25 protein-coding genes and 1 pseudogene are annotated in these 23,839 nt (G+C 73.7%); 21 read left to right on the forward strand and 5 right to left on the reverse strand.

Annotated features, from left to right (window positions below; all coding sequences use genetic code 11):
* Window positions 1–2 precede the first annotated feature (2 nt).
* The 15 genes and pseudogenes from AB0L34_RS02690 to AB0L34_RS02760 all read left to right on the forward strand — a co-directional run bounded on the left by AB0L34_RS02690 (window position 3) and on the right by AB0L34_RS02760 (window position 15,337).
* Complete coding sequence (locus AB0L34_RS02690; RefSeq protein ID WP_350702602.1) at window positions 3–767, forward strand: ABC transporter ATP-binding protein; 765 nt, start codon at window positions 3–5, stop codon at window positions 765–767.
* Window positions 752–2,452, forward strand: coding sequence for an ABC transporter permease (locus AB0L34_RS02695; RefSeq protein ID WP_363701284.1), 1,701 nt, complete (start codon window positions 752–754; stop codon window positions 2,450–2,452). Before AB0L34_RS02690 ends, AB0L34_RS02695 begins: the two co-directional genes overlap by 16 nt.
* Before the next feature lie 103 nt (window positions 2,453–2,555).
* Window positions 2,556–3,047, forward strand: coding sequence for an SRPBCC family protein (locus tag AB0L34_RS02700; RefSeq protein WP_363701285.1), 492 nt, complete (start codon window positions 2,556–2,558; stop codon window positions 3,045–3,047).
* Between the two features lie 216 nt (window positions 3,048–3,263).
* A pseudogene (locus AB0L34_RS02705) lies at window positions 3,264–3,794 on the forward strand (flavin reductase family protein); the annotation flags it as partial.
* Window positions 3,795–4,078: 284 nt separating this feature from the next.
* The gene (locus tag AB0L34_RS02710) at window positions 4,079–4,450 is read left to right on the forward strand and encodes a DUF485 domain-containing protein (RefSeq protein ID WP_350702596.1); all 372 of its coding nucleotides are present in this window, start codon (window positions 4,079–4,081) and stop codon (window positions 4,448–4,450) included.
* Window positions 4,428–6,101, forward strand: a complete 1,674-nt coding sequence (locus tag AB0L34_RS02715; protein WP_363701286.1) for a cation acetate symporter — start codon at window positions 4,428–4,430, stop codon at window positions 6,099–6,101. The genes AB0L34_RS02710 and AB0L34_RS02715 overlap by 23 nt, the downstream gene beginning before the upstream one ends.
* 84 nt (window positions 6,102–6,185) lie before the next feature.
* Entirely contained in the window at window positions 6,186–7,163 is a 978-nt protein-coding gene (locus tag AB0L34_RS02720) for a UDP-glucuronic acid decarboxylase family protein (protein ID WP_357450479.1), read from the forward strand.
* A 78-nt stretch (window positions 7,164–7,241) separates the two neighbouring features.
* Window positions 7,242–8,489 (forward strand): LCP family protein, encoded by a 1,248-nt coding sequence (locus tag AB0L34_RS02725; protein ID WP_363701288.1) that lies wholly within the window; start codon window positions 7,242–7,244, stop codon window positions 8,487–8,489.
* A 235-nt stretch (window positions 8,490–8,724) separates the two neighbouring features.
* Window positions 8,725–9,939 (forward strand): LCP family protein, encoded by a 1,215-nt coding sequence (locus AB0L34_RS02730; protein WP_363701290.1) that lies wholly within the window; start codon window positions 8,725–8,727, stop codon window positions 9,937–9,939.
* 232 nt (window positions 9,940–10,171) lie between these two features.
* Window positions 10,172–11,110: an LCP family protein gene (locus tag AB0L34_RS02735; protein ID WP_363701364.1), complete on the forward strand. Its 939-nt coding sequence runs from the start codon at window positions 10,172–10,174 to the stop codon at window positions 11,108–11,110.
* Window positions 11,111–11,194: 84 nt separating this feature from the next.
* Window positions 11,195–11,530 (forward strand): rhodanese-like domain-containing protein, encoded by a 336-nt coding sequence (locus AB0L34_RS02740; RefSeq protein WP_350702586.1) that lies wholly within the window; start codon window positions 11,195–11,197, stop codon window positions 11,528–11,530.
* Window positions 11,531–11,539: 9 nt separating this feature from the next.
* A complete protein-coding gene (locus AB0L34_RS02745) occupies window positions 11,540–12,331 on the forward strand; it encodes a glycerophosphodiester phosphodiesterase family protein (RefSeq protein WP_363701292.1) in 792 nt (263 codons plus the stop codon).
* 118 nt (window positions 12,332–12,449) lie between these two features.
* Complete coding sequence (locus AB0L34_RS02750) at window positions 12,450–13,931, forward strand: ATP-binding protein (RefSeq protein WP_363701294.1); 1,482 nt, start codon at window positions 12,450–12,452, stop codon at window positions 13,929–13,931.
* A gap of 43 nt (window positions 13,932–13,974) precedes the next feature.
* The gene (locus tag AB0L34_RS02755) at window positions 13,975–14,391 is read left to right on the forward strand and encodes an ATP-binding protein (protein WP_363701366.1); all 417 of its coding nucleotides are present in this window, start codon (window positions 13,975–13,977) and stop codon (window positions 14,389–14,391) included.
* A 61-nt stretch (window positions 14,392–14,452) separates the two neighbouring features.
* The gene (locus AB0L34_RS02760; protein ID WP_357450465.1) at window positions 14,453–15,337 is read left to right on the forward strand and encodes a DUF5926 family protein; all 885 of its coding nucleotides are present in this window, start codon (window positions 14,453–14,455) and stop codon (window positions 15,335–15,337) included.
* Window positions 15,338–15,402: 65 nt separating this feature from the next.
* On the opposite strand, the gene AB0L34_RS02765 is transcribed toward AB0L34_RS02760, so the two are convergent.
* Complete coding sequence (locus AB0L34_RS02765; RefSeq protein ID WP_363701296.1) at window positions 15,403–16,665, reverse strand: arginine deiminase; 1,263 nt, start codon at window positions 16,663–16,665, stop codon at window positions 15,403–15,405.
* Window positions 16,666–16,825: 160 nt separating this feature from the next.
* Here AB0L34_RS02765 and AB0L34_RS02770 point away from each other — a divergent pair, with 160 nt between their 5' ends.
* From AB0L34_RS02770 to pheA, 5 genes are all read left to right on the forward strand, one after another.
* The gene (locus AB0L34_RS02770; protein WP_357450459.1) at window positions 16,826–17,566 is read left to right on the forward strand and encodes a hypothetical protein; all 741 of its coding nucleotides are present in this window, start codon (window positions 16,826–16,828) and stop codon (window positions 17,564–17,566) included.
* Window positions 17,567–17,743: 177 nt separating this feature from the next.
* Window positions 17,744–18,202, forward strand: coding sequence for a hypothetical protein (locus AB0L34_RS02775; RefSeq protein ID WP_363701298.1), 459 nt, complete (start codon window positions 17,744–17,746; stop codon window positions 18,200–18,202).
* 75 nt (window positions 18,203–18,277) lie between these two features.
* A complete protein-coding gene (locus AB0L34_RS02780) occupies window positions 18,278–18,667 on the forward strand; it encodes an ACT domain-containing protein (protein WP_357450453.1) in 390 nt (129 codons plus the stop codon).
* Window positions 18,668–18,832: 165 nt separating this feature from the next.
* Complete coding sequence (locus AB0L34_RS02785; protein WP_363701368.1) at window positions 18,833–19,330, forward strand: hypothetical protein; 498 nt, start codon at window positions 18,833–18,835, stop codon at window positions 19,328–19,330.
* A gap of 9 nt (window positions 19,331–19,339) precedes the next feature.
* Window positions 19,340–20,296, forward strand: a complete 957-nt coding sequence (pheA, locus tag AB0L34_RS02790; protein ID WP_350702570.1) for a prephenate dehydratase — start codon at window positions 19,340–19,342, stop codon at window positions 20,294–20,296.
* Between the two features lie 79 nt (window positions 20,297–20,375).
* Here the strand turns inward: pheA and AB0L34_RS02795 are convergent, their stop codons facing one another.
* The 3 genes from AB0L34_RS02795 to AB0L34_RS02805 form a co-directional block, all read right to left on the reverse strand.
* The gene (locus AB0L34_RS02795; protein ID WP_350678421.1) at window positions 20,376–21,098 is read right to left on the reverse strand and encodes an AIM24 family protein; all 723 of its coding nucleotides are present in this window, start codon (window positions 21,096–21,098) and stop codon (window positions 20,376–20,378) included.
* A gap of 144 nt (window positions 21,099–21,242) precedes the next feature.
* Complete coding sequence (locus AB0L34_RS02800; RefSeq protein ID WP_350702725.1) at window positions 21,243–21,587, reverse strand: metallopeptidase family protein; 345 nt, start codon at window positions 21,585–21,587, stop codon at window positions 21,243–21,245.
* A 112-nt stretch (window positions 21,588–21,699) separates the two neighbouring features.
* Complete coding sequence (locus tag AB0L34_RS02805) at window positions 21,700–22,131, reverse strand: OsmC family protein (protein ID WP_363701301.1); 432 nt, start codon at window positions 22,129–22,131, stop codon at window positions 21,700–21,702.
* A 112-nt stretch (window positions 22,132–22,243) separates the two neighbouring features.
* On the opposite strand from AB0L34_RS02805, the gene AB0L34_RS02810 reads away from it, so the two are divergent.
* Window positions 22,244–22,990, forward strand: a complete 747-nt coding sequence (locus tag AB0L34_RS02810) for a hypothetical protein (RefSeq protein WP_363701303.1) — start codon at window positions 22,244–22,246, stop codon at window positions 22,988–22,990.
* Window positions 22,991–23,123: 133 nt separating this feature from the next.
* Here the strand turns inward: AB0L34_RS02810 and AB0L34_RS02815 are convergent, their stop codons facing one another.
* On the reverse strand, window positions 23,124–23,645 hold the full coding sequence (locus AB0L34_RS02815) for a GNAT family N-acetyltransferase (protein WP_357450441.1): 522 nt from the start codon (window positions 23,643–23,645) through the stop codon (window positions 23,124–23,126).
* Window positions 23,646–23,839 lie beyond the last annotated feature (194 nt).

Here is a 23,839-nt window from a genome sequence, read left to right on the forward strand (position 1 = left end):
CCATGACTGCTGAGCACCCGGCTCTCTCCCTCCGTGGCCTGGCCAAACAGTTCGACGGCAAGGTCGCGGTGGCCGGTGTCGACCTCGACGTCCCGGCCGGTTCCTTCTACGGCCTGCTCGGCCCGAACGGCGCCGGCAAGACGACCACCCTGTCCATGGCGGTCGGCCTGCTCCGGCCCGACGCCGGTGGGGCGTGGGTGCTGGGGCACGACGTCTGGGCCGACCCGGTGGCCGCGAAGCAGTTGCTCGGCGTGATGCCGGACGGCGTACGCCTCTTCGACCGGCTCAGCGGCGCGGAGCTGCTCGCGTACCACGGCCTGCTGCGCGGCATGGACCCGGCGGTGGTCGACCAGCGGGCGGCGGAGCTGCTGGACGTGCTCGCGCTCGGCGACGCCGGGCGGACCCTGGTGGTCGACTACTCGGCCGGCATGAAGAAGAAGATCGGCCTGGCCTGCGCGCTGCTGCACGGGCCCCGGCTGCTCGTGCTGGACGAGCCCTTCGAGGCGGTCGACCCGGTCTCGGCCGCGCTGATCCGGGACATCCTGCACCGGTACGTGACCGGGGGCGGGACGGTCGTCTTCTCCAGCCACGTCATGGAGGTCGTCGAGCGGCTCTGCTCACACGTGGCGATCCTGGCGGCGGGCACCATCAAGCGGGTCGGCACCATCGACGAGGTGCGCGGTGGCCGGCCGCTGGAGCAGGTCTTCGTCGAGGTGGTCGGCGGCCGCACGGCGACCGGTGAGGAGCTGGCGTGGCTGTCGCGGTGACGCACCCGACCAGCCCGGCGACGGCGGTCCGACGGGTCTCCGCCCGGCACTTCGTCCGGCTGAAGCTGCGGGTGATGGGCAACAACTTCCGGGGCCAGGGCTGGCGGGTCGGCCTCTTCGTGGCCGGTGTGCTGGCCGGCCTCTGGCTCGGCGGCACCGGCTTCTTCCTCTTCGCCGCGCCCGGCCTGGCCGACGGGGGCCGCTACGCGCTGATGGTCGCCTCCCTCGGCGGCGGCTTGGCCGTGCTCGGCTGGCTGCTGCTGCCGCTGGTCTTCTTCGGGGTGGACGAGACGCTGGACCCGGCCCGGTTCGCGTTGCTGCCGCTGCCCCGCCGCACGCTGGTCACCGGCCTGTTCGCCGCCGCCTTCGTCAGCGTCCCCACGCTCGCGGTGCTGCTGGCCCTCTCCGGGCTGGTGGTCACCGCCGGGGCGCTGGGCGGCTGGTCCGCCGCCGCGGTGATGTCGGTCGGGGTGGTCGCCGGGCTTCTGCTCTGCGTCGCGGGGGCCCGGGCGGTCACCAGCGCGTTCGCCACGGCGCTGCGGTCCCGCCGGGTCCGTGACCTGGCCGCCGTGCTGCTCGCCGTGCTCGCCGCGCTGCTCGGCCCGTTGCAGCTCGCGGGCGTCGCCGCCCTCGGGGACGCGGACTGGGACCGGCTCGACGGCGTGGCCGAGGTGGTCGGCTGGACGCCGTTCGGCGCCCCCTGGACGGCCGGCATCGACGTGGCCGAGGGCCGCGCCTGGGCCGCCCCGGTGAAGCTGCTGATCACGGCGGCGGCGATCGTCGCGCTGTTGGCCTGGTGGTCCCGCTCGCTCGAGTCGGCCATGGTGGGCGCGGCCAGCGCCGGCCCGGCCCGGGACCGACGCGGCGTGGCCGGCGGGGCGGTCGCCCAGCTCTTCCCGCGCGCGGTCGGCTGGGCCCGCCGGGACCGGTTCGGCGCGCTGGTCGCCCGGGACGTCCGCTACTGGTGGCGGGACGCCCGGCGGCGGGCCAACCTGATCACCGTCGCGGTCGTCGGCCTCTTCGTGCCGGTCATGGTCAACCTCGGCGGCTCGGGCTTCAGCGTGGGGGCGGAGCAGGGGTTCAGCGTCCCCGACACGGCGTCGCCGGTGCTGGTCACCGTGTCGATGCTCTTCGTGGGCCTGCTCGCCGCGGTCACGCTGGCCAACCAGTTCGGCTTCGACGGCAGCGCGTACGCCGCGAACGTGGTGGCGGGCGTGCCGGGGCAGGTGGAGCTGCGCGCCCGGATGGCCGCGTTCTCGATCTACCTGCTGCCGATGCTGGCGGTGATCTCCGTGGTGGTGGCGGTGGTCCTCGGCGAGCCCGGCTGGATCGGGCTGATGGCGGGCACCCTGATCGCCACCTACGGCGCGGGGCTCGCCGTCAACACCTTCGTCTCGGTGCTCGGGGCGTACTCGCTGCCGGAGACGAGCAACCCGTTCGCGCTGAACAGCGGCGCCGGGGTGGCGAAGAGCTTCCTCACCCTGCTGTCCATGCTCGCCTCGGCGGTCGCCGCGGTGCCGATGGTGGTGGCCGCCGGGCTGCTCGGCGACGTCTGGCTCTGGCTGGCCCTGCCGGTCGGCGCGGCGTACGGGCTGGGCGCCGCGCTGCTCGGCGCGTACCTGGCCGGCGACGTGCTGGACCGCCGCATGCCCGAACTGCTCGCCACGGTGACCCCGCGCCGCTGAGAACCGACACCGTCTGGCCGCGACCCGCAGCACCCACACGGTGTGCCGGGCAGAGCCGCGCCGCCCGCGCCGGGGGCTTGCCGGGCGGCGGCACAATGGCCGGATGCCCGTCGTCGAGGCGGTGGCGACCGTGCCGGTGCCACCCGAGTTGGCCTTCGCGGTCTCGCAGACCACCGCGCCGGTGCGCTACCGCTGGGACCCGTTCGTCCGCGAGCAGCGACTCGTCGGCGGGGCGACCCGCCCCGGCAAGGGCGTTCGCACCTTCACCCGCTCCCGGCACGGGCTGACCATGGTCAGCGAGTACGTCTCCTGGGCGCCGCCGAGCCACGTCGGCATGAAGATGGTGAGTGGCCCGTGGTTCTTCGAGATGTTCGCCGGCGGGTGGCGCTTCGCGCCCGCGTCCGAGCCGGGGTTCACGGTCGCCACCTGGCGGTACAGCTTCCGCTGCCGTCCGGCGTTCCTACGTCCGGTCGCCGACCGGATCGGGGTCTGGCTGCTCCGCCGGGACATCCGCCGCCGGATCGCCGGTTACGCCGCCGGCTGCACCGACCCCGAGGTGCTGGCCGCCGCCCGCCGCGCCCTCACCGACGACTGAGCAGCAGAGGTACGCCTCGGCCCGAATCAGGAGTGCCCGACCGACCTGCCCGACCGGCGATGATCAGTTGGCGGAAAACCAGGCGCAGACGGCGCTGGGCACCGGTTCTCCATCAACTGATCATCCGGGCGACCCGGCCTGGCCCGGCCGACCGGGCTGAGCCAGGGCGAGCAGGGGGCGGGCGGAACGGCCCCGGCGGGAGCGGGGGGCGGCACAATGTTTCACGTGAATCATGAGCCGGGCGCCGAGATCCACCACACCGACCCGTTCGCCGTGCCCGCCGGGCAGCGCTCCCCCGTACGCCGGCTGCGGGGCCGGCTGGCCTCGCCGGTGACCCTCTGGACGGCGCCCGGGCCGGCGGGCCTGACGGTGTCGTCGACGCTGGTGGCGGAGGGCGAGCCGGACCGGCTGCTCGGCCTGGTCGACCCGGAGTCGGACCTGTGGGCGGCGGTCGAGTCCGCCGGCCGCTTCGCGGTGACCCCGCTGAACCCGGCGCACCGGCAGCTCGCCGACCGGTTCGCCGGCCTCTTCCCGTCGCCGGGCGGTCTCTTCGCCACCGGGGCGTGGACCGACACGCCCTACGGTCCGGTGCCGACCGACGCCGGGGGCTGGGCGGGATGCCGGCTCGACGCCGCCCGCGAGTACGGCTGGGGCCTGCTGGTGGAGGCCACCATCGAAGCCGTCGAGCTGACCGGGGAGACGGATCCGCTGCTGCACTACCGGGGCCGGTACCGCGAGCTGACCTGACGAGGACCGGCACGTCCCGGACGACTGGCTGCGGAGCATCCGGCCCGGGCCACCGGTTTCGTGGCCCGTCGTGACCGGCGACCACCGGGCCGGAGACGGGACCGGGGTCGGACCGGTGGTTCGACCCCGACGACCGTTCAGCGGAGTGAGCTGCGTCACTCGGCGCAGCCACCGTGCCGTTCGGCGCAGCCGCCGACCGGCGTCGATCTCAGCCTTCCCCGGCGGGGAGCGCGCTTTCTACCGTGCGCGAAAACCCCGACGCCTGTGAAGGTGGTGATCCACAAATGTCCACGGACACACCCGCGTCCGCGCCCTCCGCGTCAGCGGCGGACCGGTACCTCGCCGTACAGCGGTCGGACGAGTTCGCCGGGTTGCGCCGCGCGCTGCGCGGCTTCGTCTTCCCGATGACCGTCGCCTTCTTCCTGTGGTACGCGCTCTACGTGATCCTGTCCGCGTACGCGCGGGACTTCATGGGCACGAAGCTGTTCGGCAGCAACATCAACGTCGCCCTCGTCTTCGGCCTGCTCCAGTTCGTCTCCACCTTCGTGATCGCCTGGCTCTACTCCCGGTTCGCCGACCGGAGGATCGATCCGGTCGCCGACCGGATCCGCGCCGAGATCGGGGAGGTGACGCATGAACACGGTCCTCGCGGCTGAGGCGGGCAGCACCACGGCCCGCAACCTCACCATCACCCTGTTCCTGGTCTTCGTGGCGGTGACCCTGGCCATCACCATCTGGGCCAGCCGGCAGACCAAGACCGCCACCGACTTCTACGCCGGCGGGCGGTCCTTCTCCGGCTTCCAGAACGGCATGGCGATCGGCGGCGACTACATGTCGGCCGCCTCGTTCCTCGGCATCGCCGGCATCATCGCCCTCTACGGCTACGACGGCTTCCTCTACTCGATCGGCTTCCTGGTCGCCTGGCTGGTGGCCCTGCTGCTGGTCGCGGAGCTGCTGCGGAACTCCGGCCGCTACACGATGGCCGACGTGCTGGCCTTCCGGATGCGCCAGCGCCCAGTGCGTACCGCCGCGGCGGTCTCCACCATCACCGTGTCGATCTTCTACCTGCTGGCCCAGATGGTGGGCGCGGGCGCGCTGGTCGCGTTGCTGCTCGGCATCAAGCCGGGCACCACCTTCCTCGGCATGGACGCGGACACCGCCAAGGTCGCCACCATCATCATGGTCGGCGCCCTGATGATCATCTACGTCACGGTGGGCGGCATGAAGGGCACCACCTACGTGCAGATCGTCAAGGCGTTCCTGCTCATGGGCGGCGCGCTGGTGATGACCGTGCTGGTGCTGGCGCACTACAAGTTCAACCTGTCGTCGCTGCTCGGCGATGCCGCCGCCGCCTCCGGCAAGGGGAGCGCCTTCCTGGAACCCGGGCTGCGGTACGGCGTCGACACGCCCGGCGACGCGCTGAAGACCTTCTACAGCAAGATGGACCTGCTCTCGCTCGGCATCGCGCTGGTGCTCGGCACGGCCGGTCTGCCGCACATCCTGATCCGGTTCTACACCGTCCCGACCGCCAAGGCGGCCCGCAAGAGCGTGCTCTGGGCGATCGGCATCATCGGCACCTTCTACCTGCTGACCCTGGCGCTCGGCTTCGGCGCCGCGGCGCTGGTGGGCGGCGAGGCGATCACGGCACAGGACAAGGCGGGCAACACGGCCGCGCCGCAGCTCGCCGAGGCGCTCGGCATCGACTTCCTCGGCGGCGACCTGGGCGGGGCGACCCTCCTGGCGATCATCGCGGCGGTCGCCTTCGCCACCATCCTGGCCGTGGTGGCCGGCCTGACCCTCGCCTCCTCGTCGAGTCTGGCGCACGACTTCTACGCCAACGTGATCAGGAACGGGGCGGCGTCGGAGCGGCAGGAGGTGCGGGTCGCCCGCGTCTCCGCCCTGGTGATCGGCGCGATCTCGATCGTCCTGTCGATCTACGCGCAGAATCTGAACGTGGCCTTCCTGGTGGCGCTCGCCTTCGCGGTGGCCGCCTCGGGCAACCTGCCGGCGATCCTCTACAGCCTGTTCTGGAAGCGGTTCAACACCTCGGGCGCGGTCTGGGCCATCTACGGCGGCCTGCTCTCCGCCGTCCTGCTGGTGTTCTTCTCGCCGGTGGTCTCGGGGGCACCCACCGCGATGTTCCCGAACCATGACTGGCAGTGGTTCCCGCTGTCCAACCCGGGCATCCTCTCCATCCCGTTCGGCTTCCTGTGCGGCTGGATCGGGACCATGATCTCGACGGAACACGACGAGGAGAAGTACGCCGAGTTGGAGGTGCGCGCACTCACCGGCGCCGGTGCCCACTGACCCACCCGACGGAGGGGTCCCCGGCGCCGGGGGCCCTCCCGCCACGCCCGGTGCGGGACCGGGGCGATGGGTAGGCTGACCGGCATGAACGTTGCTGCGCGCTTCGGAAGCGGTCACCGTGTCCTCGTCACCGGCGGCGCCGGTTTCGTACCGTCGCACCTGGTCGACGCGCTGATCGCCCGCGGCTGCACGGTGGTCGCCCTGGACAACTTCGTCACCGGGTCCAAGGAGAACGTCGCCCACCTGGCGGACGAGCCGAGGTTCACGCTGGTCGAGGCCGACATCTCCGACGGACTGCCGACCCACCACCCGGCCATGGCCGAGCGGTTCGACGCCATCCTGCACATGGCCTCCCCGGCGAGCCCGACGGATTTCGAGAAGCTGCCGGTGGAGATCCTCCGGGTCGGGTCGGTGGGCACCCTGCACCTGCTGGACCGCGCGGTCGCCGACGGCGCCCGGTTCCTGATGGCCTCCACCTCGGAGGCGTACGGGGACCCGAAGGAGCACCCGCAGCGCGAGACGTACTGGGGCAACGTCAACCCGATCGGCATCCGCAGCGTCTACGACGAGGCGAAGCGCTTCTCCGAGGCGGCCACCATGGCCTACCACCGCAGCCGTGGGCTGGACGCCGCGATCGTCCGGATCTTCAACACGTACGGCCCCCGGATGCGGCCGGACGACGGCCGCGCCATCCCGACGTTCATCTCCCAGGCGCTGCGCGGGGAGCCGATCACCGTGCACGGCACCGGCAACCAGACCCGCTCGATCTGCTACGTGGCGGACCTGGTCCGCGGGATCCTGCTGCTGCTCGACTCCCGCGAGACGGGGCCGATCAACTGCGGCACCGAGCACGAGATGAGCATGCGGCAACTCGCCGAGACGATCGTGTCCCTCTGCGGCAGCAGCTCCGAGGTGACCTACATCACGCGCAGCGCCGACGACCCGGAGATGCGCCGCCCCGACCTGACCCTCGCCCGTGAACTGCTCGGCTACGAGCCGACCGTGGCGCCCGAAGACGGCCTCCGGCGCACGATCGAGTACTTCCGCGAGCGGCTAGGGTAACCGACCGCCCGGGCGACGCCGACAAACGCCGGCTTCGCCTGGAGGCGACAGTGGCCGGTCGTACGTACCCTGAGTTACATGTCAGCGACCACGCCCGCCGGTGTCCCGCTCCCGTACCTGCACCGCAGCGCCGGGCGCGCGTCGGTGCCCGGCTCCGGCCGGGACACCGCGGGTCGCGCCCGGCCGGCCGAGGCCCGCTGGTACCCGTCGCCGGACGAGGCGCGGTCCGGCGGCCCGGGTGGCCCGTCGGGTCCGGGTGGCCCCGGCGGACCGGGCGGACCGGGCGGTCCCGGCGGCCCCTACCGCCCGGGGCGGCGCGGCGCGCGTCCCCGGTGGGGCCGGATCGGCCTGGTGGCCGGCGTCGCCGTGCTGGTGCTCGCGCTCCTGGGCGGGGCCGGCGCCTGGTTCTACGCCCGGAGCCTGAACGACGACCTGGCCCGCACCGACCCGTTCTCCGAGATCACCGGCGGCCGGCCGGCCAAGGCGGTGGACGGCGCGCTGAACATCCTGCTGGTCGGCAGCGACTCGCGGGACCCGGACGCCCCGGTGGATCAGTCCAGCAAGTGGCGGGCCGACACGATCATCGTGATGCACATCCCGTCCGACCACCAGCAGGCCTATCTGGTCTCCATCCCCCGCGACCTCTACGTGCCGATCCCCGAAGGCGCCAACGCGGAGTGCGGCTCCGGCCAGCGCGGGAAGATCAACGCGGCGTTCGCGTTCGGCGGGCTGCCACTGGCCGTCCGGACGGTGGAGTGCTTCACCGACGTGCGGCTCGACCACGTGATGGCGATCGACTTCGCCGGCTTCAAGCAGGTCACCGACGCCCTGGGCGGCGTCGACCTGAAGGTCGAACGGACCATCACCTCGATCCACAAGCCGTACCGGACCTTCACCAAGGGCACCAACCACATGGACGGCGCCGAGGCGCTGGACTGGATCCGGCAGCGCAAGCAGTTCCCGGACGGCGACTTCGCCCGGATGCGCCACCAGCAGGAGTTCCTCCGCGCGCTGATGGACAAGGCGGCGAGCACGGGCACGCTGACCAATCCGAAGAAGCTGAACGACTTCCTCAAGTCGGTGACCGCCGCGGTCACCGTCGACGAGGGCTTCTCGCTGGTCGACATGGCGGTGCAGTTCCGCAACCTGCGGGGCGAGAACCTCACCTTCGTGACCAGCCCGCACGTCGGCAGCCAGACCATCAACGGGGAATCCGTGGTGGTCTCGGACAAGGAGAAGGCGCTGGCCATGTACAAGGCGATGTCCGCCGACACCATGACCGCGTGGGTGAAGGCCAACCAGAAGGCCGACGGCACCGGGAACTGACCCGCTCCGCATCGACGCCGGCCCCTACCGTGATCGACGGACGTCATCGCGGGTCGGGGGCCGGCGTCGCGTTTCCTGTGAGCCAACGGCCGACCGGTCGTATCGATCTGGACGTTTGGACAGTTTTGCTGGATGGCGGCGGGGAGAACGCCAATTGACGTCCCGACGAACTACCCAGGACGGGAAAGCGTCCGTACAGTGATCCCGCCCCCTGATCACGCGAGCTGGAGCACGCATGCCGGTTCAGACCAGCCGTCGCCCTCCGGCGCTGGAGTCCTCCGGCGGCCCGGCGCGGGCCGCCACGACCACCCCGACCCAGCCCGGAAAGGGCGGAAAGACAGGCGGCCGGCCCGCGAAGAAGCGGTCGCGCCGCAAGGACCCGCTCTGGGCCCGACTCACCCTAATCCTCGGCGCCGTGCTGATGATGACCAGCGGCGTCGCGATCGTCGGTAGCAAGGCCCTGATCAGCAAGGCCACCGGCAACATCGCCCAGCGCAACCTGCTGGGTGACGCGGGCAAGTCGGACGCCGAGGGCGGTGCCAACCTGGACGGCCCGATCGACATGCTGCTCCTCGGCGTGGACGCCCGGGAGCGGTGGGCCGCCGACGACGTCCGGGCGGACAGCATCATCGTGCTGCACATTCCCGCGACGCACGACCAGGCGTACCTGATCTCGATCCCGCGCGACACGGAGGCCCAGATCCCGGCCTTCAAGAAGAGCGGCTACTCCGGCGGGGTCGACAAGATCAACGCCGCGTTCCAGGCCGGCGCCCGCAACGGCGGCGGCTGGGAGGGCGGCGCGCAGTTGATGGCACAGACGATCAAGAAGATGACCGGGATCAGCTTCGACGGCGCCGCGATCATCAACTTCGGCGGCTTCAAGAACATCATCGAAACCCTCGGCTCGGTTCGCATCTGCGTCAGCCAGGAGGTCCAGTCGATCCACATGTCGTACGTCGACGGCAAGCCGATGTGGAACGCGGACGCCAAGAAGACCGGCAAGCCGATGAAGCCCGTGGTGCACAAGAAGGGCTGCCGGGAGATGGAGGGTTGGGAGGCGCTGGACTACTCCCGCCAGCGCAAGACTCTGAAGAACGGCGACTACGACCGCCAGCAGAACCAGCAGCAGCTCATCAAGGCGATGGCGAAGAAGGCCACGCAGAACGGCACGCTGACCAACCCGCTCAAGCTGAACGAGCTGATCACGGCGGCCGGCAAGGCGTTCATCCTCGACGTCGGCGGGGTGCCCGTCGCCGACTTCGTCTTCACGATGCGCGGCGTCACCGGCAACGACCTGGTCATGCTGAAGACCAACGGCGGCACCTTCCACGGCGACGGCAGCCGGGAGACGCTGAGCCAGGAGACGCTGGACATGTTCCACGCGGTCAAGCAGGACAAGCTGGCCGAGTTCGTCTTCGCCAACCCTCAGGTGATATCCAGCCGCACATAGCGCCGGCCCTGCCCGGCCCGCGAGCGGGGCGGCCGGGCAAACTCGGTGAAGCGGCCCGGGACCACGGAGCCGCCCGTAGCCTGACGTGAGAGAGATTCACGTACGGCCGCGGGGAGGGGTCACGTCCAGATCGGCGCGCGACGGTCGGGCACGGACCGGGGCCGACGCCCGGGCCGCCCGGCCGCGCCGCGCCCGCTGGCCCCGCGTCCTGCTCGGCCTCGGCCTGGCCGTGGTGCTGCTGGCCGGGCTCGCCGTGGTCGGCCTCCGGGTGCTCGGCGACCGGTACGAGCGCACCGTGGTGCGGGAGCAGTTGCTCGACCCCACCGCCCGGCGGGACCGGACCGACCCCCACGGGCCGCTGAACTACCTGCTCGTGGGGACCGACCGGTGGCAGAGCGGCAGCGCGGCGGACCGCCGGTCGGACAGTATCCTCATCGTGCACGTGCCCGCCGGCGGGCGCGAGGCGTACCTCGTCTCCGTCCCCCGGGACCTGCTGGTCGCCATCCCGCCCGGCAACGGCTTCGGCGGCGGGCAGGACAAGATCAACGCGGCGTACGAGCACGGCGGGGGTGGCGAGCCGGGCACCCGACTGCTCTCGGCCACCCTGGCCCGGCTGACCGGGATCCGCTTCGACGGCGCCGCCCTGATCGACTTCTCCGGCTTCCGCAAGGTCATCGACCTGCTCGGCGGGGTACGCATGTGCGTGGACACCGAGGTCCGCTCGATCCACACCGACCGGGTCTTCCACCCCGGCTGCCAGCAGATGGACGGCGGCGAGGCGCTGGACTACGTCCGCCAACGCTACGACCTGCCCGGCGGTGACTACGACCGGCAGACGCACCAGCAGCAACTGCTCCGGGCCCTGCTGGAGCGCACGAACGAGACGTCGCTGCGGACCAATCCCGTCAAGCTCGACCAGGTGATCCGGGCGGTGGGCAGCTCGCTGACCGTGGACACCAACGGCGTACCGCTGGAGGACCTGGTCCTCGCGCTGCGCGACCTGCCGGCCGACGCGCTGCGCGGCGTGCAGGTCCCCTCCCACCCGCAGACCATCGACCAGGTGTCGTACGTGGTCCTCGACAACGGCGGGAACGGGCTGTTCGAGGCGGTCCGCGGCACCCGGGTGCCGGAGTGGGCCCGGGCCAACCCCCGGTGGGTCACCCGATTGTGACGTGCGGGACGCCCCCACCTCGCCGCACCCGGCAGCACCGACCGCCCGCCGACGGTCGGCCGGGCGAGGTTCTAGGCTTGGCGCGTGTTCGGACCCCAGGTTCCCACCGTGACCGTGCCCGAGATCGCCGACGACACCTACCTGCTCGACGTCCGCGAGGACGACGAGTGGGCCGCCGGCCACGCTCCCGGCGCGCACCACCTGCCGATGATGGAGCTGCCGGCCCGGATCGCGGAGGTGCCCGCCGACCGCGACGTCGCCGTCATCTGCCGCTCCGGCGGGCGCTCCGCCCAGGTCGTCGCCTACCTGATGCGCAACGGCTGGGACCAGGTGCGCAACGTCGCGGGCGGGATGGACGAGTGGGCCGCCGCCGGGAGACCCGTCGTCGGCGGGAACGGACAGCCGGGCCACGTCCTCTAGGCGGGCGGGATGGGCGCACCCCTGGTCTTCGCGCACCGCGGCTCCTCGTACGACCTGCCCGAGCACACCCTCGCCGCCTACCTACGCGCCCTCGACGAGGGTGCGGACGGGCTGGAGTGCGACGTCCGGCTGACCCGGGACGGGCACCTGGTCTGTGTGCACGACCGCCGGCTCGACCGCACCAGCAACGGTCAGGGCCTGGTGAGCACGCGTACCCTCGCCGAGCTGGAGGCGCTGGACTTCGGCTCCTGGCACCCCCGCTGCGTGCCCGCCGACGGGGACGAGGTGCTGGACGAGTCGCACACCCGGCTGCTCACCCTGGAGCGGCTGCTGGACGCGGTGCTCACCGCCGGGCGGCCGGTCCGGCTGCTCGTGGAGACCAAGCACCCCTCCCGCTACGGCGGCGACGTCGAGCGCCGGCTCGTCGCGATGCTGCGCCGGTACGGCCTGGCCGAGCCGAAACCGGACGATCCGGTACGCGTCACCGTCATGTCGTTCTCCGCGCTGGCCGTACGCCGGACGCGGGAACTGGCCCCCGCGCTGCCCACGGTGCTGCTGCTGGAGGTGCTGCCGCCCTGGCTGCGGGCGGGGCGGCTGCCCTTCGGCGCCCGGATCGCCGGGCCCGGCGTGGCGCTGGTGCGGGCCCGCCCGCAACTCGTGCCCGCGTTGCGGGCGGCGGGCAACCAGGTCTACGTGTGGACCGTCAACGAGCCGGCCGACCTGGACCTCGTCCTCTCCGCCGGGGTGGACGGCATCATCACCGACCGGCCGGCGCACACGCTGGCCCACCTGGGCCGCTGACCGCGCGCCCGGACCGCGTCCCCGGCCCGCCCGGCCGGACGCGGGCGGCCCGGACCGGTGGGCGGGATACGGCCGGGCAGGGGTGTCCGGAATCCGACCGCCGGGGCACACTCGGGGCATGCCGGAGCGCACCGACCTCTCCGCTCTCATCGCCGGCCACACCGCGGTGATCGACTCGATCAACTCCGGCGGCGCCGGCGTCCCCGTCCTCACCCAACTGCTCCGGGTGGTCCGGCCCGCGCTCGACGCGGCGGGCATGGCCTTCGTCGAGTTCGCGCCGACCGGTGGCCGGGTGATCGCCGCCGCCGGCGCCGTCGAGTGGATCATCGGCCGGCCCGTCCCGCCCGACGACCCGGCCGTCGCCTGCCTGCTCTCCGGCACCCGGGTACGCCAGGTCCGGACGGACCGGCTCACCGGCAGGCTCGCCGGCGAGCTGGCCGCACGCGGCCTGCTCCGGATGGTGGTCGCCCGCGCGGAGATCGGCGGGCTGACCGTCGGCAGCCTGCACGCGCTCTACCCGGGCGAGGACGGGACGCGGGACGCCGGCCGGCACGACGCGATGGGCTACATCGCCTCCTGCATCGCCCACATGTACGGCGACCAGACCGGGCTGCCGGTGCACGGCGACGGCCCGGTGGTGGCGGCGCTGGCGGACGGGCTGGCCGTGGTCGACCAGGACGGGCACGTGCGCCTCTGGAACCCGGCCGCCGCCCAGGTCACCGGCCGTTCCGCGGCCGAGGCGCTCAACCGGCCGCTGCCCTTCCCGCTGCCGCCGTCCGGGCAGGTGCTCGACCACCGGCTGCCGGACGGCCGCTGGCTCAAGATCACCTCCGGGGAGCTGCCCGGCCCCGGCACCCTGCACGTGGTGACCTTCCGCGACGTCACCGACCAGCAGCGGCGCGACCACGACCGGGACCTCTTCGTCGCCGTGACCAGCCACGAGCTGCGTACGCCGGTGACCGTGATCAAGGGCTACGCCGACACGCTCACCGACCACTGGGAGTCGCTGACCGAGACCGACCGGCGGCAGGCGGCCCGGGTCATCGGGCAGCGCGCCAACGAGCTGGCCCGGCTGGTCGACCGGCTGCTCTCCGCCGCCGCCGAGCCGGGCCCGGGCGACGAGCCGCCCGCCCCGTACGACCTCGGCGACGCGCTGCGCGCGACGGTGACCGACCTGCCGGCGGAGCTGCGGCACCGGCTCGTCCTCCGCCTCCCGGCCAACCTGCCGAAGGCGCTCGGTCACCGGCCCAGCCTGGCCACCGTGCTGACGGAGCTGTGCACGAACGCCGGCAAGTACTCCCCGCCCGACTCCCCCGTCGAGATCAGCGCGGACGCGGACGGGGCGACCGTCTCCTTCCGGGTCAGCGACCGCGGCATCGGCATCCGGCCGGAGCACGTGGAACGCGCGTTCGACCGGTTCTGGCAGGGGGAGTCGGGCGACCGCCGCCGCTATCCCGGGGCCGGTCTCGGTCTCTATCTCGTCCGCCGGATCGTTGAACAGCAGAATGGATGGGTATTCCTCCGGCCGAGGGCCGGTGGCGGTACGGTCGCAGAGGTGCGGCTGCCGCGCGGGGTACCGGCGACGGGCGGCGGGGCGTGAAGGGGCGAGGGTGTCGACGGGAGCTGCCGAACGGGCATGGTGCGTGGTGGTGCCCCACCACGCCACGGGGGCACGGCAGGCGCGGCACCGGCTCGCCGACGAGCTGACCGGCGTCGTACCCCCGCCGCTCCTGGCCGACCTGGTCGCGGTCCTGGCCGAGCTGGTCGGCAACGCGGTCCGGCACGCCGACCCGCTGCCCGGCGGGGTGGTCCGGGTGGCCTGGCGACTGCGCAGCTCCGCCGCCGGCCAGCAGGTGCAGCTCCGGGTCACCGACGGCGGCTCCGCCGCGGGCCCCCGGATGCGGATGGCCGACACGGACGCCGTCGACGGCCGCGGCCTGCACATCGTCGCCGGGCTGGCCGACCGCTGGGGCGTCGAGCGTGACGGCCTGGGCCAGAGCGTGTGGGCCGAGTTCGACCCGGTCGACGTCACCCGGTCGGACCTGGCCGTGGCCGGCTGACCGTCCCCGACAGGCGGGTCCTGCCCACGCCGGCCGGCTGCGGCCTCTAGGCTGTGTCGCCGTGAGCAAGCGTCGAAAGAGCCAGCGGGCCGCCGAAGCCACCCCCAAGCGGGAGAAGGTGCGCGACATCTTCGTGCCCCGACCGTTCGAGGGGCTGACCGACGAGCCGGAGTGGATCGCCCTGCGCGAGCTGGTGCCGGCCGCCTCCGCGCCGCTGCGGCTCGCCCCCGCCCTGGTCGAGGAGTTCGGTGACCGCGAGGTCGTCCTCGCCACCGTGCTGCCGATGGCCGCCCCGGCCGTGACGAAGCCGGACGGCCGGGTCCTCGTCGGGCTCCAGCGCCACCAGCAGTCCGGCGACGTCTCCCGGGACCTGGCCGAGGCGCTGCTCTGCGCGCTGCGGGCCGAGCCGGGCCGCCCGGTGGCCGTGCCGCCGCTGCCCGGACCGGGCCCCCGCCTGCAGGACGTCCTGGTCGACGGTCCGCTGGAGATCACGATGCACGACGGGTTCGAGTTCTGGCTCGACCCGGGGGCCGGTGACGACCCGAACGTGCAGGCGTCCCTGGAACGCGCGAACGCCGCGATCTACCCGACCGTCCGGCTCGCCGCCGCCCGGGCCGCGTACTGGTGCCAGGTGCCGGAGAAGGCGCACGTGCGCTGGGTGCTGCCCGACGACGAGGACGCCGCGCTGGACGCGCTGGCCAGGCTGAGCGTGGCCGGCACGCTGACGCTCGGCGAGAACACCCGGTTCGCCGGCATGTTCCGGGCGCACGGCCGGCTGGTGCCGGTCTGGGACCTGCCCGAGGACGTCCCGGCTGCCGACTGGGAGCAGCCGGTCACCGAGTTCGCCAAGCGGTACGCCGAGGCGCTCGCCGACGCCGCCCCGCTGGACGCCGCCGGCCGGCGCGCCCGGCACGGCCTGCTCGGCCGCCAGCTCACCCTGCGCTGAGCCCCGGCCCCGCCCCGCTTCCCGGCGTCGGCGGGGCGTCCGGCCGCCCGCCGACGCCCGAGGGGTCAGGAAGGGCGCCTTCCATCACCGGAAACGTGCGGAAGGGCCCTTCCTCCCCCGCCGAGCGGCTCGCGGACCAGGGGGCAGGACATGCAGCGCGGCCCGCCCCGGCCGGAGCCGAGTTCGGAGCCGGCGATCGGGATGACCTCGATGCCGGCCCGTTCCAGTTGCGCGTTGGTCTCCGTGTTGCGCTCGTAGCCCACGCAGAGCCGGGGCGCGAGGGCGAGGGTGTTGTTGCCGTCGTCCCACTGCTCGCGTTCCGCGGTGACCGGGTCCAGGCCGGTGTCGATCACCCGGAGCTGGGCCAGGTCCATCGCGTCGGCGGCGGCCCGCAGGAACGGCGCCGGGCCGTCCACCCGCGGGTCCTCCCCGTCCGCCCCGGCGATCACCGTGTACGCCGACAGGGTGTGGGCGATGTTCGGATACATCAGCACGGCGTCGACGTCCACCATCGTGCAGACGGTGTCCAGGTGCATGGTCGCCCGCTCCTGGGCGATCGGCACGACGAGGATGGTGTGCGCCAGCCCGGCGGCGAAGACCTGCCGGGCGAGGCGTTCCGCGCCGGCCGGGGTGGTCCGCTCGCCCACGCCGACGGCCAGCACCCCGGGCGCGAGCAGCAGCACGTCGCCGCCCTCCAGGTGCTCCAGCTCGGGGTGGTAGACGAACTCGGTGCCGGCGAAGCGCGGGTGGTGCCGGTAGATCGCGTCGGTCAGCGTGGTCTCCCGCCGCCGGGCCGGCATCGCCAGGCTGGTCACCCCGACCCGGTCGCCGATCCAGAGCGAGGAGTCCCGGGTGAAGAGCAGGTTGGGCAGCGGGTCGATGACGAAGTCGTGCCGGTCCATCAGGGTGTAGACCAGGCCGCCCGGCCGTTCCCGGCTGACCCGCAGTTCCTCGTGGGCCAGCCCGGCGATGAGCACGTCGGCGAGCGCGGCCGGGTCGAGGTACGCGAGGTGGTCGGCGACCCGGGCGCGCAGCGAGTCGCCGAGCCGGGGCGAGCGCAGCACCTCCTCGGTCAGCTCGGCCCGCGCGTCGGTCACGGCGAGCGTCTCGGCCAGCAGGGTGGCGAGGTAGAGCACCTCGATCCCGCGCTCGCGCAGGGCGGCGGCGAAGGCGTCGTGTTCCTCCTGGGCGCGCCCCACCCAGGGAATGGCGTCGAAGAGCAGCGAGTCGTTGTTGCGTGGGGTGAGCCGGGCGAGCTCCGCGCCGGGCCGGTGCAGCAGCACGGTGCCGAGCCGGCCGACTTCGCTGTCCACGTAGTGGGTCACCATCGCAGCGTAGGGCAGGGTTTGGCGGCATCCGATAAAACGGTGGTGGATGAATATGGCATTCATCCGCACTCACTCCGGCGTTCCAACTTGCCGACACGGGGGACTGGCAACGTAGGGTAGTGAGGTCATAACTTCGAGGGACCTTTTGCCGGAGGTCGCGATGACTGTCTTTCCCGCTCGTCGAGCCGTACCGCCCGCCCGGGCACTGCCGCCCGCGGCGGTGCCACATCCCCGCGTGGAGTCGCCGGGGGTGCTCACGCCGGTCCGTCCGTCCCCGTTGGAGTGGGCCCGCCGCCGGCGGGCGGAGCGGGGCGCCCGCCGGCTGGAGGCGGCCGGCGCGCGGGCGCTCGGCCAGCTCGACCACCTCGGGCCCGCCTGGCACGTCATCGAGTGGCCCCGCACGGACGCCTCCGACCTGTTGCTCGACCACGAGCGCGACGAACGCGCCGGCTTCCTCGCCATCGGGCCGAGCGGGCTCTTCGCGGTCACCATCGCCGACCACGGCCGGGCCCGGGTGCTCGTCGCCGGCGACGTGGTGCAGATCAACGGCAAGCGACCGCCCTACGTGGCGGAGGCCCGCCGCGACGCCAAGCGCGCCAGCAAGGCGCTCTCCGACGCGGTGGGGCTGCCGATCCCGGTGACGCCGGTGCTGACATTCGTCGGCTCCGGCGTCATCAGCGTCTACGGCCTGCCGAAGGACTGCCTCATGGCCACCCACCGCGAGCTGGACCGCCTGCTCGTCGCCGGGGGCAGCCGGATCAGCCCGGCCACCGCCGAGAAGCTGTCCCGGGTCGCCCAGCACCCGGGCACCTGGATGAACGGCGCCTACCGGCCGGCCGCCGACTACCGTTGGTACGAGGACGGCCGAACGGCCGCTGACAAGCCGGCCGGCCGGCGGTAACGTCACCGGCGACGCCACGCGGCCCGGGTGCAGGTCGGCACCCGTCGGTCGCGCCGTCGCCGGCCGTCCGGTCGGGGCGCCCCATCACCACCGGCGGCCCGGTGACCGCAGCGCGGTCGGCGGCATCCGCGGCGACCGGCTAGCGTGGACAGACCGTCGGTGTACATAGGAGGCGCGGTGGCCCACGTCGAACTCTCGCTCTCTGACGTGTTCGTGCCGGCGGCGGGGACATCGACAGAGCTGGGGTCCGACAACTTCGGGCAGTGGTCGTCGACCGTCTCCCACGCCGACGAGCCGTGCCTGCTGATCGACGCCGAGACGAGGGTGATCGCCGTCTCCGCCTCGGGCTGCGAGCTGCTCTGCCTGGGCACCCCGGAGGACGTGGTCGGGCTGCCGCTGCTCGACGGCGGGCTCCGGCTGCTCGACTTCACCGCCAACCGGGGCGAGCTGACCGAGCCCGAGATCGACAAGATCCCGCCGCTGCTGGCCCTGTCCTCCGGGCGCCTGGCCCGAGGGCTGCTCCGGGTCCAGGCCGCGTCGGCCGACCGGCCGGACTCGACCGTGGACGCGATCTCCACCCCGGTGCTCACCGACGGTTTGGTCGCCGGTTCCCTCACGTTCTTCTGCGAGGTCTGACCTGCGGCGGGATGTGGCGTTCGCCGCACGCGGCGAATCTGGGGCGGGCGCTCTCCGAGGCCGTAAGGTGCCCTCATGCTCGATATCGCTCTGCTGCCGGGGGAGTACGCCGTGTGCCGGATGGCCGCCGGCTCCGCCCTGCCGCCCGAGCTGACGGGCGGGTTGAGCGGCGGCGACGTCGTCACGGTGAGCTGGACCGCCGACGGGATCTCGCTGATCTGCCCCGCCGACCGGGTGCCGGAGCAGGTCGCCACGGAGACGGCCTGGCGCTGCCTGCGGGTCACCGGGCCGCTCGACCTGGCCGTGAGCGGCACCCTCGCCGCGCTGGTGGACCCGCTCGCCGCCGCCCGGGTCAGCGTGGTCGCCTTCTCGACGTACGACACCGACTACCTGCTGGTTCCCTCGGTACGCCTCGGCGAGGCGACCGCCGCGCTGGAGCGGGCCGGCCACCGGGTCCTCGCCTGACCTTCACCCGGCCGCAGGTTCCTCCTAGGATGGGCTCGGCCTCCCGGCCGCAGCGACGCTCCCCGATGTCCCGAGGATCGGCCCGTGCCGCCCACCCCCTCGCGCCCCGCCGCCCCCGACCACCCGACCGGCCACCCCGCCCGGCGCGGCCGGCTCCTGGCCGCCGTGCTGCTGGCCGCGGTGCCGCTGGCCGGCTGCGGCACGCCGCCTGAGCTGCGGAACACCGCCCCCACCGCCGTCCCGACCCGCGCCGCCCCGAGCCCGGCCGGCACACCGACCTTCACACCGGCCCCGCCCCCCGCCACCGGCCTGCCCGGCGCGGCCACCCCGACCGCCGACTCCGGCCTGGTCGCGGTGCCGTGCACCGACGGCCCCTCCGGGACGCGGATCGTCGACCTGGTGCGCGGCCGGGGCGGGGTGCTCCCGGGCGGCGCCCGGGTGCGGGTGCGGACCGGCCCGCTCTGCGCCGGCGGGTGGCACTACACGCTGCTCGACGTGACCGGGCACGAGAGCCTCCAGGTGGTCACCGAGGGCCGGGCGGGCGCTCCGCGGCTGGTCACCGCCGGGACCGACGTCTGCACGGTCGAGGTCCGGGCCGCCGGGCCGCCCGGCATCCGAACCCTGGTCTGCGACGGCGGGTCGGCCGGCGTACCGGGTGCGTAGGCTGTCGCCATGCCGGGAACACCGCCGACGCGCTTCGTCTACCTCGGACCCGAGGGCACCTTCGCCGAGCAGGCGCTGAACACCATCCCCGCCGCCGAACGGGGCAGCCGCGCACCGGCCCGCAGCGTGCCGGAGGCGCTGGACGGCGTACGGGCCGGGGAGGCGGACGCCGCCCTGGTGCCGCTGGAGAACTCGATCGGCGGCGCGGTCGGGGTGACCCTGGACGAGCTGGCCGAGGGGGAACCCCTGGTGATCACCCGTGAGGTGATCCTGCCGGTCGAGTTCGTGGTCGCCGCCCGGCCCGGCACGGCGCTCGCGGACGTCCGCAGCGTCGCCGCCCATCCGCAGGCGTCCACCCAGTGCCGGGGCTGGCTGCGCGCCCACCTGCCGGACGCGGTCGTGGTCGACGTGCTCTCCAACGGCGCGGCCGCGGCCGGCGCCGCCGCCGGCGAGTACGACGCGGCTATCTGCGCCCCGATCGGGGCCACCCGGCACCGCCTCGACGTGCTCGCCGACAAGATCGCCGACCACCCGGACGCGGTGACCCGCTTCGCGCTGGTGTCCCGCCCCGGCCCGCCCCCGCCGCCGACCGGCGACGACGTGACGTCGCTGGCGGTCTACATCGCCCACGACCGGGTGGGCGCGCTGCTGGCGGTGCTGATGGAGCTGGCGGTCCGGGGCATCAACATGACCCGGATCGAGTCCCGCCCGACCGGCGAGGCGCTCGGCCGGTACGTCTTCTTCCTCGACTGCAGCGGGCACGTGGCGGACGTCCGGCTCGGGGAGGCGTTGCAGGGGCTGCGCCGGGTCTGCGCCGACGTGCGCTTCCTGGGCTCGTACCCCCGGCACCGCTGGACCGCGGCGGCGGGCGACCGGCCGGTCCCCGCGCCGCCCGGCCTCTCGGACGCCGACTACGCCGACGCCGCCGCCTGGCTGGCCCGCCTGCGCGCCGGCGACCTCACCTGACGACACCGCCCCCGATCGCGGCGGACCCGGCGGGGCCGGGCGAGACGCGGGCGGGGGCGGTACGCCTGTGGGGCGCGGGTCAGCTGAGCAGGCCGCCGAGCAGTCCGCCCTGCTGTTCCTGGGCGCCGCTGCCCATGATCGGCGGCTCCTCGGAGGGCTGCACGACGACGAAGCCCTGGCCGGCGAAGCTCATCGTGAACGCCTCGCCGGTGCGCCGGCCGAGCAGCGTGCCGAGGCCGAGCTGCTCCGCCCGGTGGTAGCCGGTCTGGAGGTTGGCCGACCAGCAGACCGCCGCCTGCGGGTCGACGTAGGTGGGAGCGTCGACGTTGAGCACGACCGGCGTGCCCTTGGTGGTGATGGCGATCCGGCCGTGGCCGGTGAAGACGCAGTTGAACAGGCCCGACGAGGAGGCCATGCCGGCCCCGCCGACCATCCGGATGTCGTACTGGAGGGTGGAGTCGAACGCCAGCACGCTGGAGCCGTTGATGGAGAGCGCGTCGCCCGGCTCCAGGTCGATGACGTGCACGTCCTTGGCGAAGTCGGCGAGGAAGACGTCACCCCGGCCGGTGACCTTCATCAGCGGGACGCCCTCGCCGGTCAGCTTCTGCTTGAGGAACTTGCCGAGCCCCCCGGAGCCGAGCGCCTGGAACTGCACCTGCCCCTGGTAGGCGACCATCGACCCGACGCGGGCCATCGCCTCGCCGTTGAGTTCGATCTTCAACATCTTGGAGTTCTGCAGCCGCATGCCGGGCTGCGCGGACTCCTTCTCCAGGTTCTCCGCGGAGAAGAGCTCGCTGCGCATGGAAGTGCCTCCTGATTTCGCGATGCCTGGACCGACGGTAGGCGTACGCCGCAACCGTCGACCACCGGCCGACCGGCCCGGCCCATCCGCCGGTCGGCGCGACCCGCGGCCCGCCCGCCGGTGGCGGCACCGGTCGCGCGCCCGCTAGCCCCAGCCCAGCTCGTGCAGGCGCTCGTCGTCGATGCCGAAGTGGTGGGCGATCTCGTGCACCACCGTCACCGCGACCTCGTCCACCACGTCCTCGTCGTCGTCGCAGAGGCGCAGGATCGGGTTGCGGTAGATGAGGATGCGGTCCGGCAGCACGCCGGAGTAGTCCCAGCCCCGCTCGGTGAGGGCGTGGCCCTCGTAGAGGCCGAGCAGGTCCTCGCCGGGGGGCGGGTCGTCCTCCACCAGGATCACGACGTTGCTCATCAGGGCGAGCAGTTCCTCGGGCACCTCGTCGAGCGCGTCGCCGACCAGCTCCTCGAAGCGCTCGCGGCTCATCTCCACCGGCACCCGCCCATTCTGCCCGACGGCGTGGCCCGCGCGGCCCGGCCAAGATCGGCGCGCCTCCACCGGAAGGGTGGCTCCCCGTGGAGGCGTACGCCGACGGCGGAGGCGCTCAGGAGGCGAGGCGGGCGGTCAGGGTGATCTGCGCGCCCGGGGAGAGCAGCCGCGAGATCGGGCAGTTCTCCTTGGCGATCTCGGCGAGCTTGGTGAACTGCGCCTCGTCGATGCCCGGCACGTCGCCGACCGTGTCGAGCTCGATCCGGGTGACGGTGAACCCGGCGTCGGTCTTGTCCAGGTGGACCTTGGCGGTGGTCTCCACGGAGGAGGGCGGCGAGCCGGCCTCGGCGAGGGCCTTGGAGAACGCCATGGAGAAGCAGCCGGCGTGCGCGGCGCCGACCAGCTCCTCCGGGTTGGTGCCCTCACCCTCCTCGAAACGCGACTTGAAGGAGTAGTTCCCCTCCAGCCCGCCCTTGCCGGTGCGGACCGTGCCGGACCCCTCGGTGAGGTTGCCCTGCCAACGTGCGGAAGCGGTACGGATAGGCATGCCCCCGACGCTATCGGAAAGGGCACCCACCGGCGACCGTTCACGCTCCGCGTCCTCGGGTGCGTACTGTGTCATGATTCGGCTCAGGCCCGCGAACGCGGAAGGGTGGCCGATGTCCCAGGATCTCCCCATTCCCCGCCAGGACCACCGGTCCGACGGCACCGCCGTCGTGGAGTGGGGCGGGTCGGAGTCGGCCCCGCCGGGCCGGCTCGGGCGTACGCTCTCCGACCTTGGCCGGGACCGCCGGCTGCCGCCGCTGCTGGCGGCGCTGGGCGCGGTGGCCGCCGTCGCCTCCCTGCTCGGCGAGTGGCAGGTGATGACGATCCCCAACGCCGGCCCGCAGGGCAACACGCCGGTACGGGTGCCGGGCGGGGTGTCCGACATCGGCGGCTTCGGGGTCGGCTACCTGGTCGGGCTGCTGGCGCTGGCCTGCGCGGTGGCGCTCGCGCTGCGCGGCACCGCTGCGGTGCGGCGCAACGTCCGGCTCGCCGGCCTGACCCTGGCCGGGGCGCTGCTGGCGCTGCTGGCCGCGACCGCCGCCTCGCTGGACGAGGCGGGCCAGCGCGTCTTCTTCTACTCGACGGACGACGGGTTCCGGGTCGAGTACGGCCGGGGCCTGGTGGCGGCGTTCGTCGCGTGCGCGCTCTTCGCGGCGGCGCTGAAGCTGGCCCCGGTCGGGGCGGCCACGCCGGGCGAGGAGGCCGCCGACGAGGGAGCGGCCGCCGACGAGGGGGAGCCGGTCGACCGGCGCCGCCGGAGTCTCAGGGCCCGCGACGTGGAGGACGACGCGCTGCCCCCACCGGCCGACCTCACGGTCGGGCCGGCCGTCCCCTTCGCCCGCCCCGAGCCCCGCGACTGACCCGGCCGTCCACCGCGCCCTCGCCGGGCCCGACCCGCTCCCGTCGCCGGCCGCCACGGAACCGGTCGGACCGGGCCGTGCCGGTCCCACCCGGCCCGCGGCCGCACCCGGCCCGCTCCGGCACCCGGCCCGCTCAGGGGGCGGCCCAGCGGACCTCGCCGTCGACCAGTTCGTCGGTGGCGCGCAGGCCGAGCCGCTCGGCCACCCGGGCGGAGGCCCGGTGGTCGGGGTGCACGTGCGCGACGAGCGCCGCGATGCCCTGCTCCGCCAGCCAGCCGACCATGCCGGCCGCGGCCTCGCCGGCGTAGCCGCGGCCCTGCTGCGGTGCCACGACCACCCAGGCCAGCTCGGCGACCGGCCGGTCGCCGTCGAGCCGCACGGTGGCCTGCACGGTCCCGACCGCGTCGCCGGTGTCCCGGTGCCGCACGACCCAGTTGAGCCAACCCTCCCCGCCGTCCGGGGACCGCCCGACCGTCTGCCGGCGGTAGCGCTCCCGCAGCTGCTCGGGGTTCGCCGGGCTGCCGCCCGTGTACTCGTGCAGGGCCGGGTCGTCGAGGAGCGGGGCGAGTTCCTCGGCGTGGTCGACACGGAGGGGCTCCAGCAGCAGCCGCTCCGTGCCGATGATCTCCGCCACCGGCCAGTCCCGCTCTCCCATCCGCCCACCGTACGGCCACCCCGCCGGACCGGGGACGGGGACACCGACGGGCCGTCGTCCGTTGGCACCGACTTCGCCCAAAGGCAATGGTCGGTACCTGCCGCGCGAGGTACGGTTGCTGCCCGCCGTCACTCAGGGTCGAGGCACCGACGACCGAAACGGCTGGTTGCGGCGGCGGCGGGCGAAGGAGGAAC

Origin of the sequence: Micromonospora sp. NPDC052213, assembly GCF_040679695.1 — a bacterium.
Lineage (GTDB): Bacteria > Actinomycetota > Actinomycetes > Mycobacteriales > Micromonosporaceae > Micromonospora.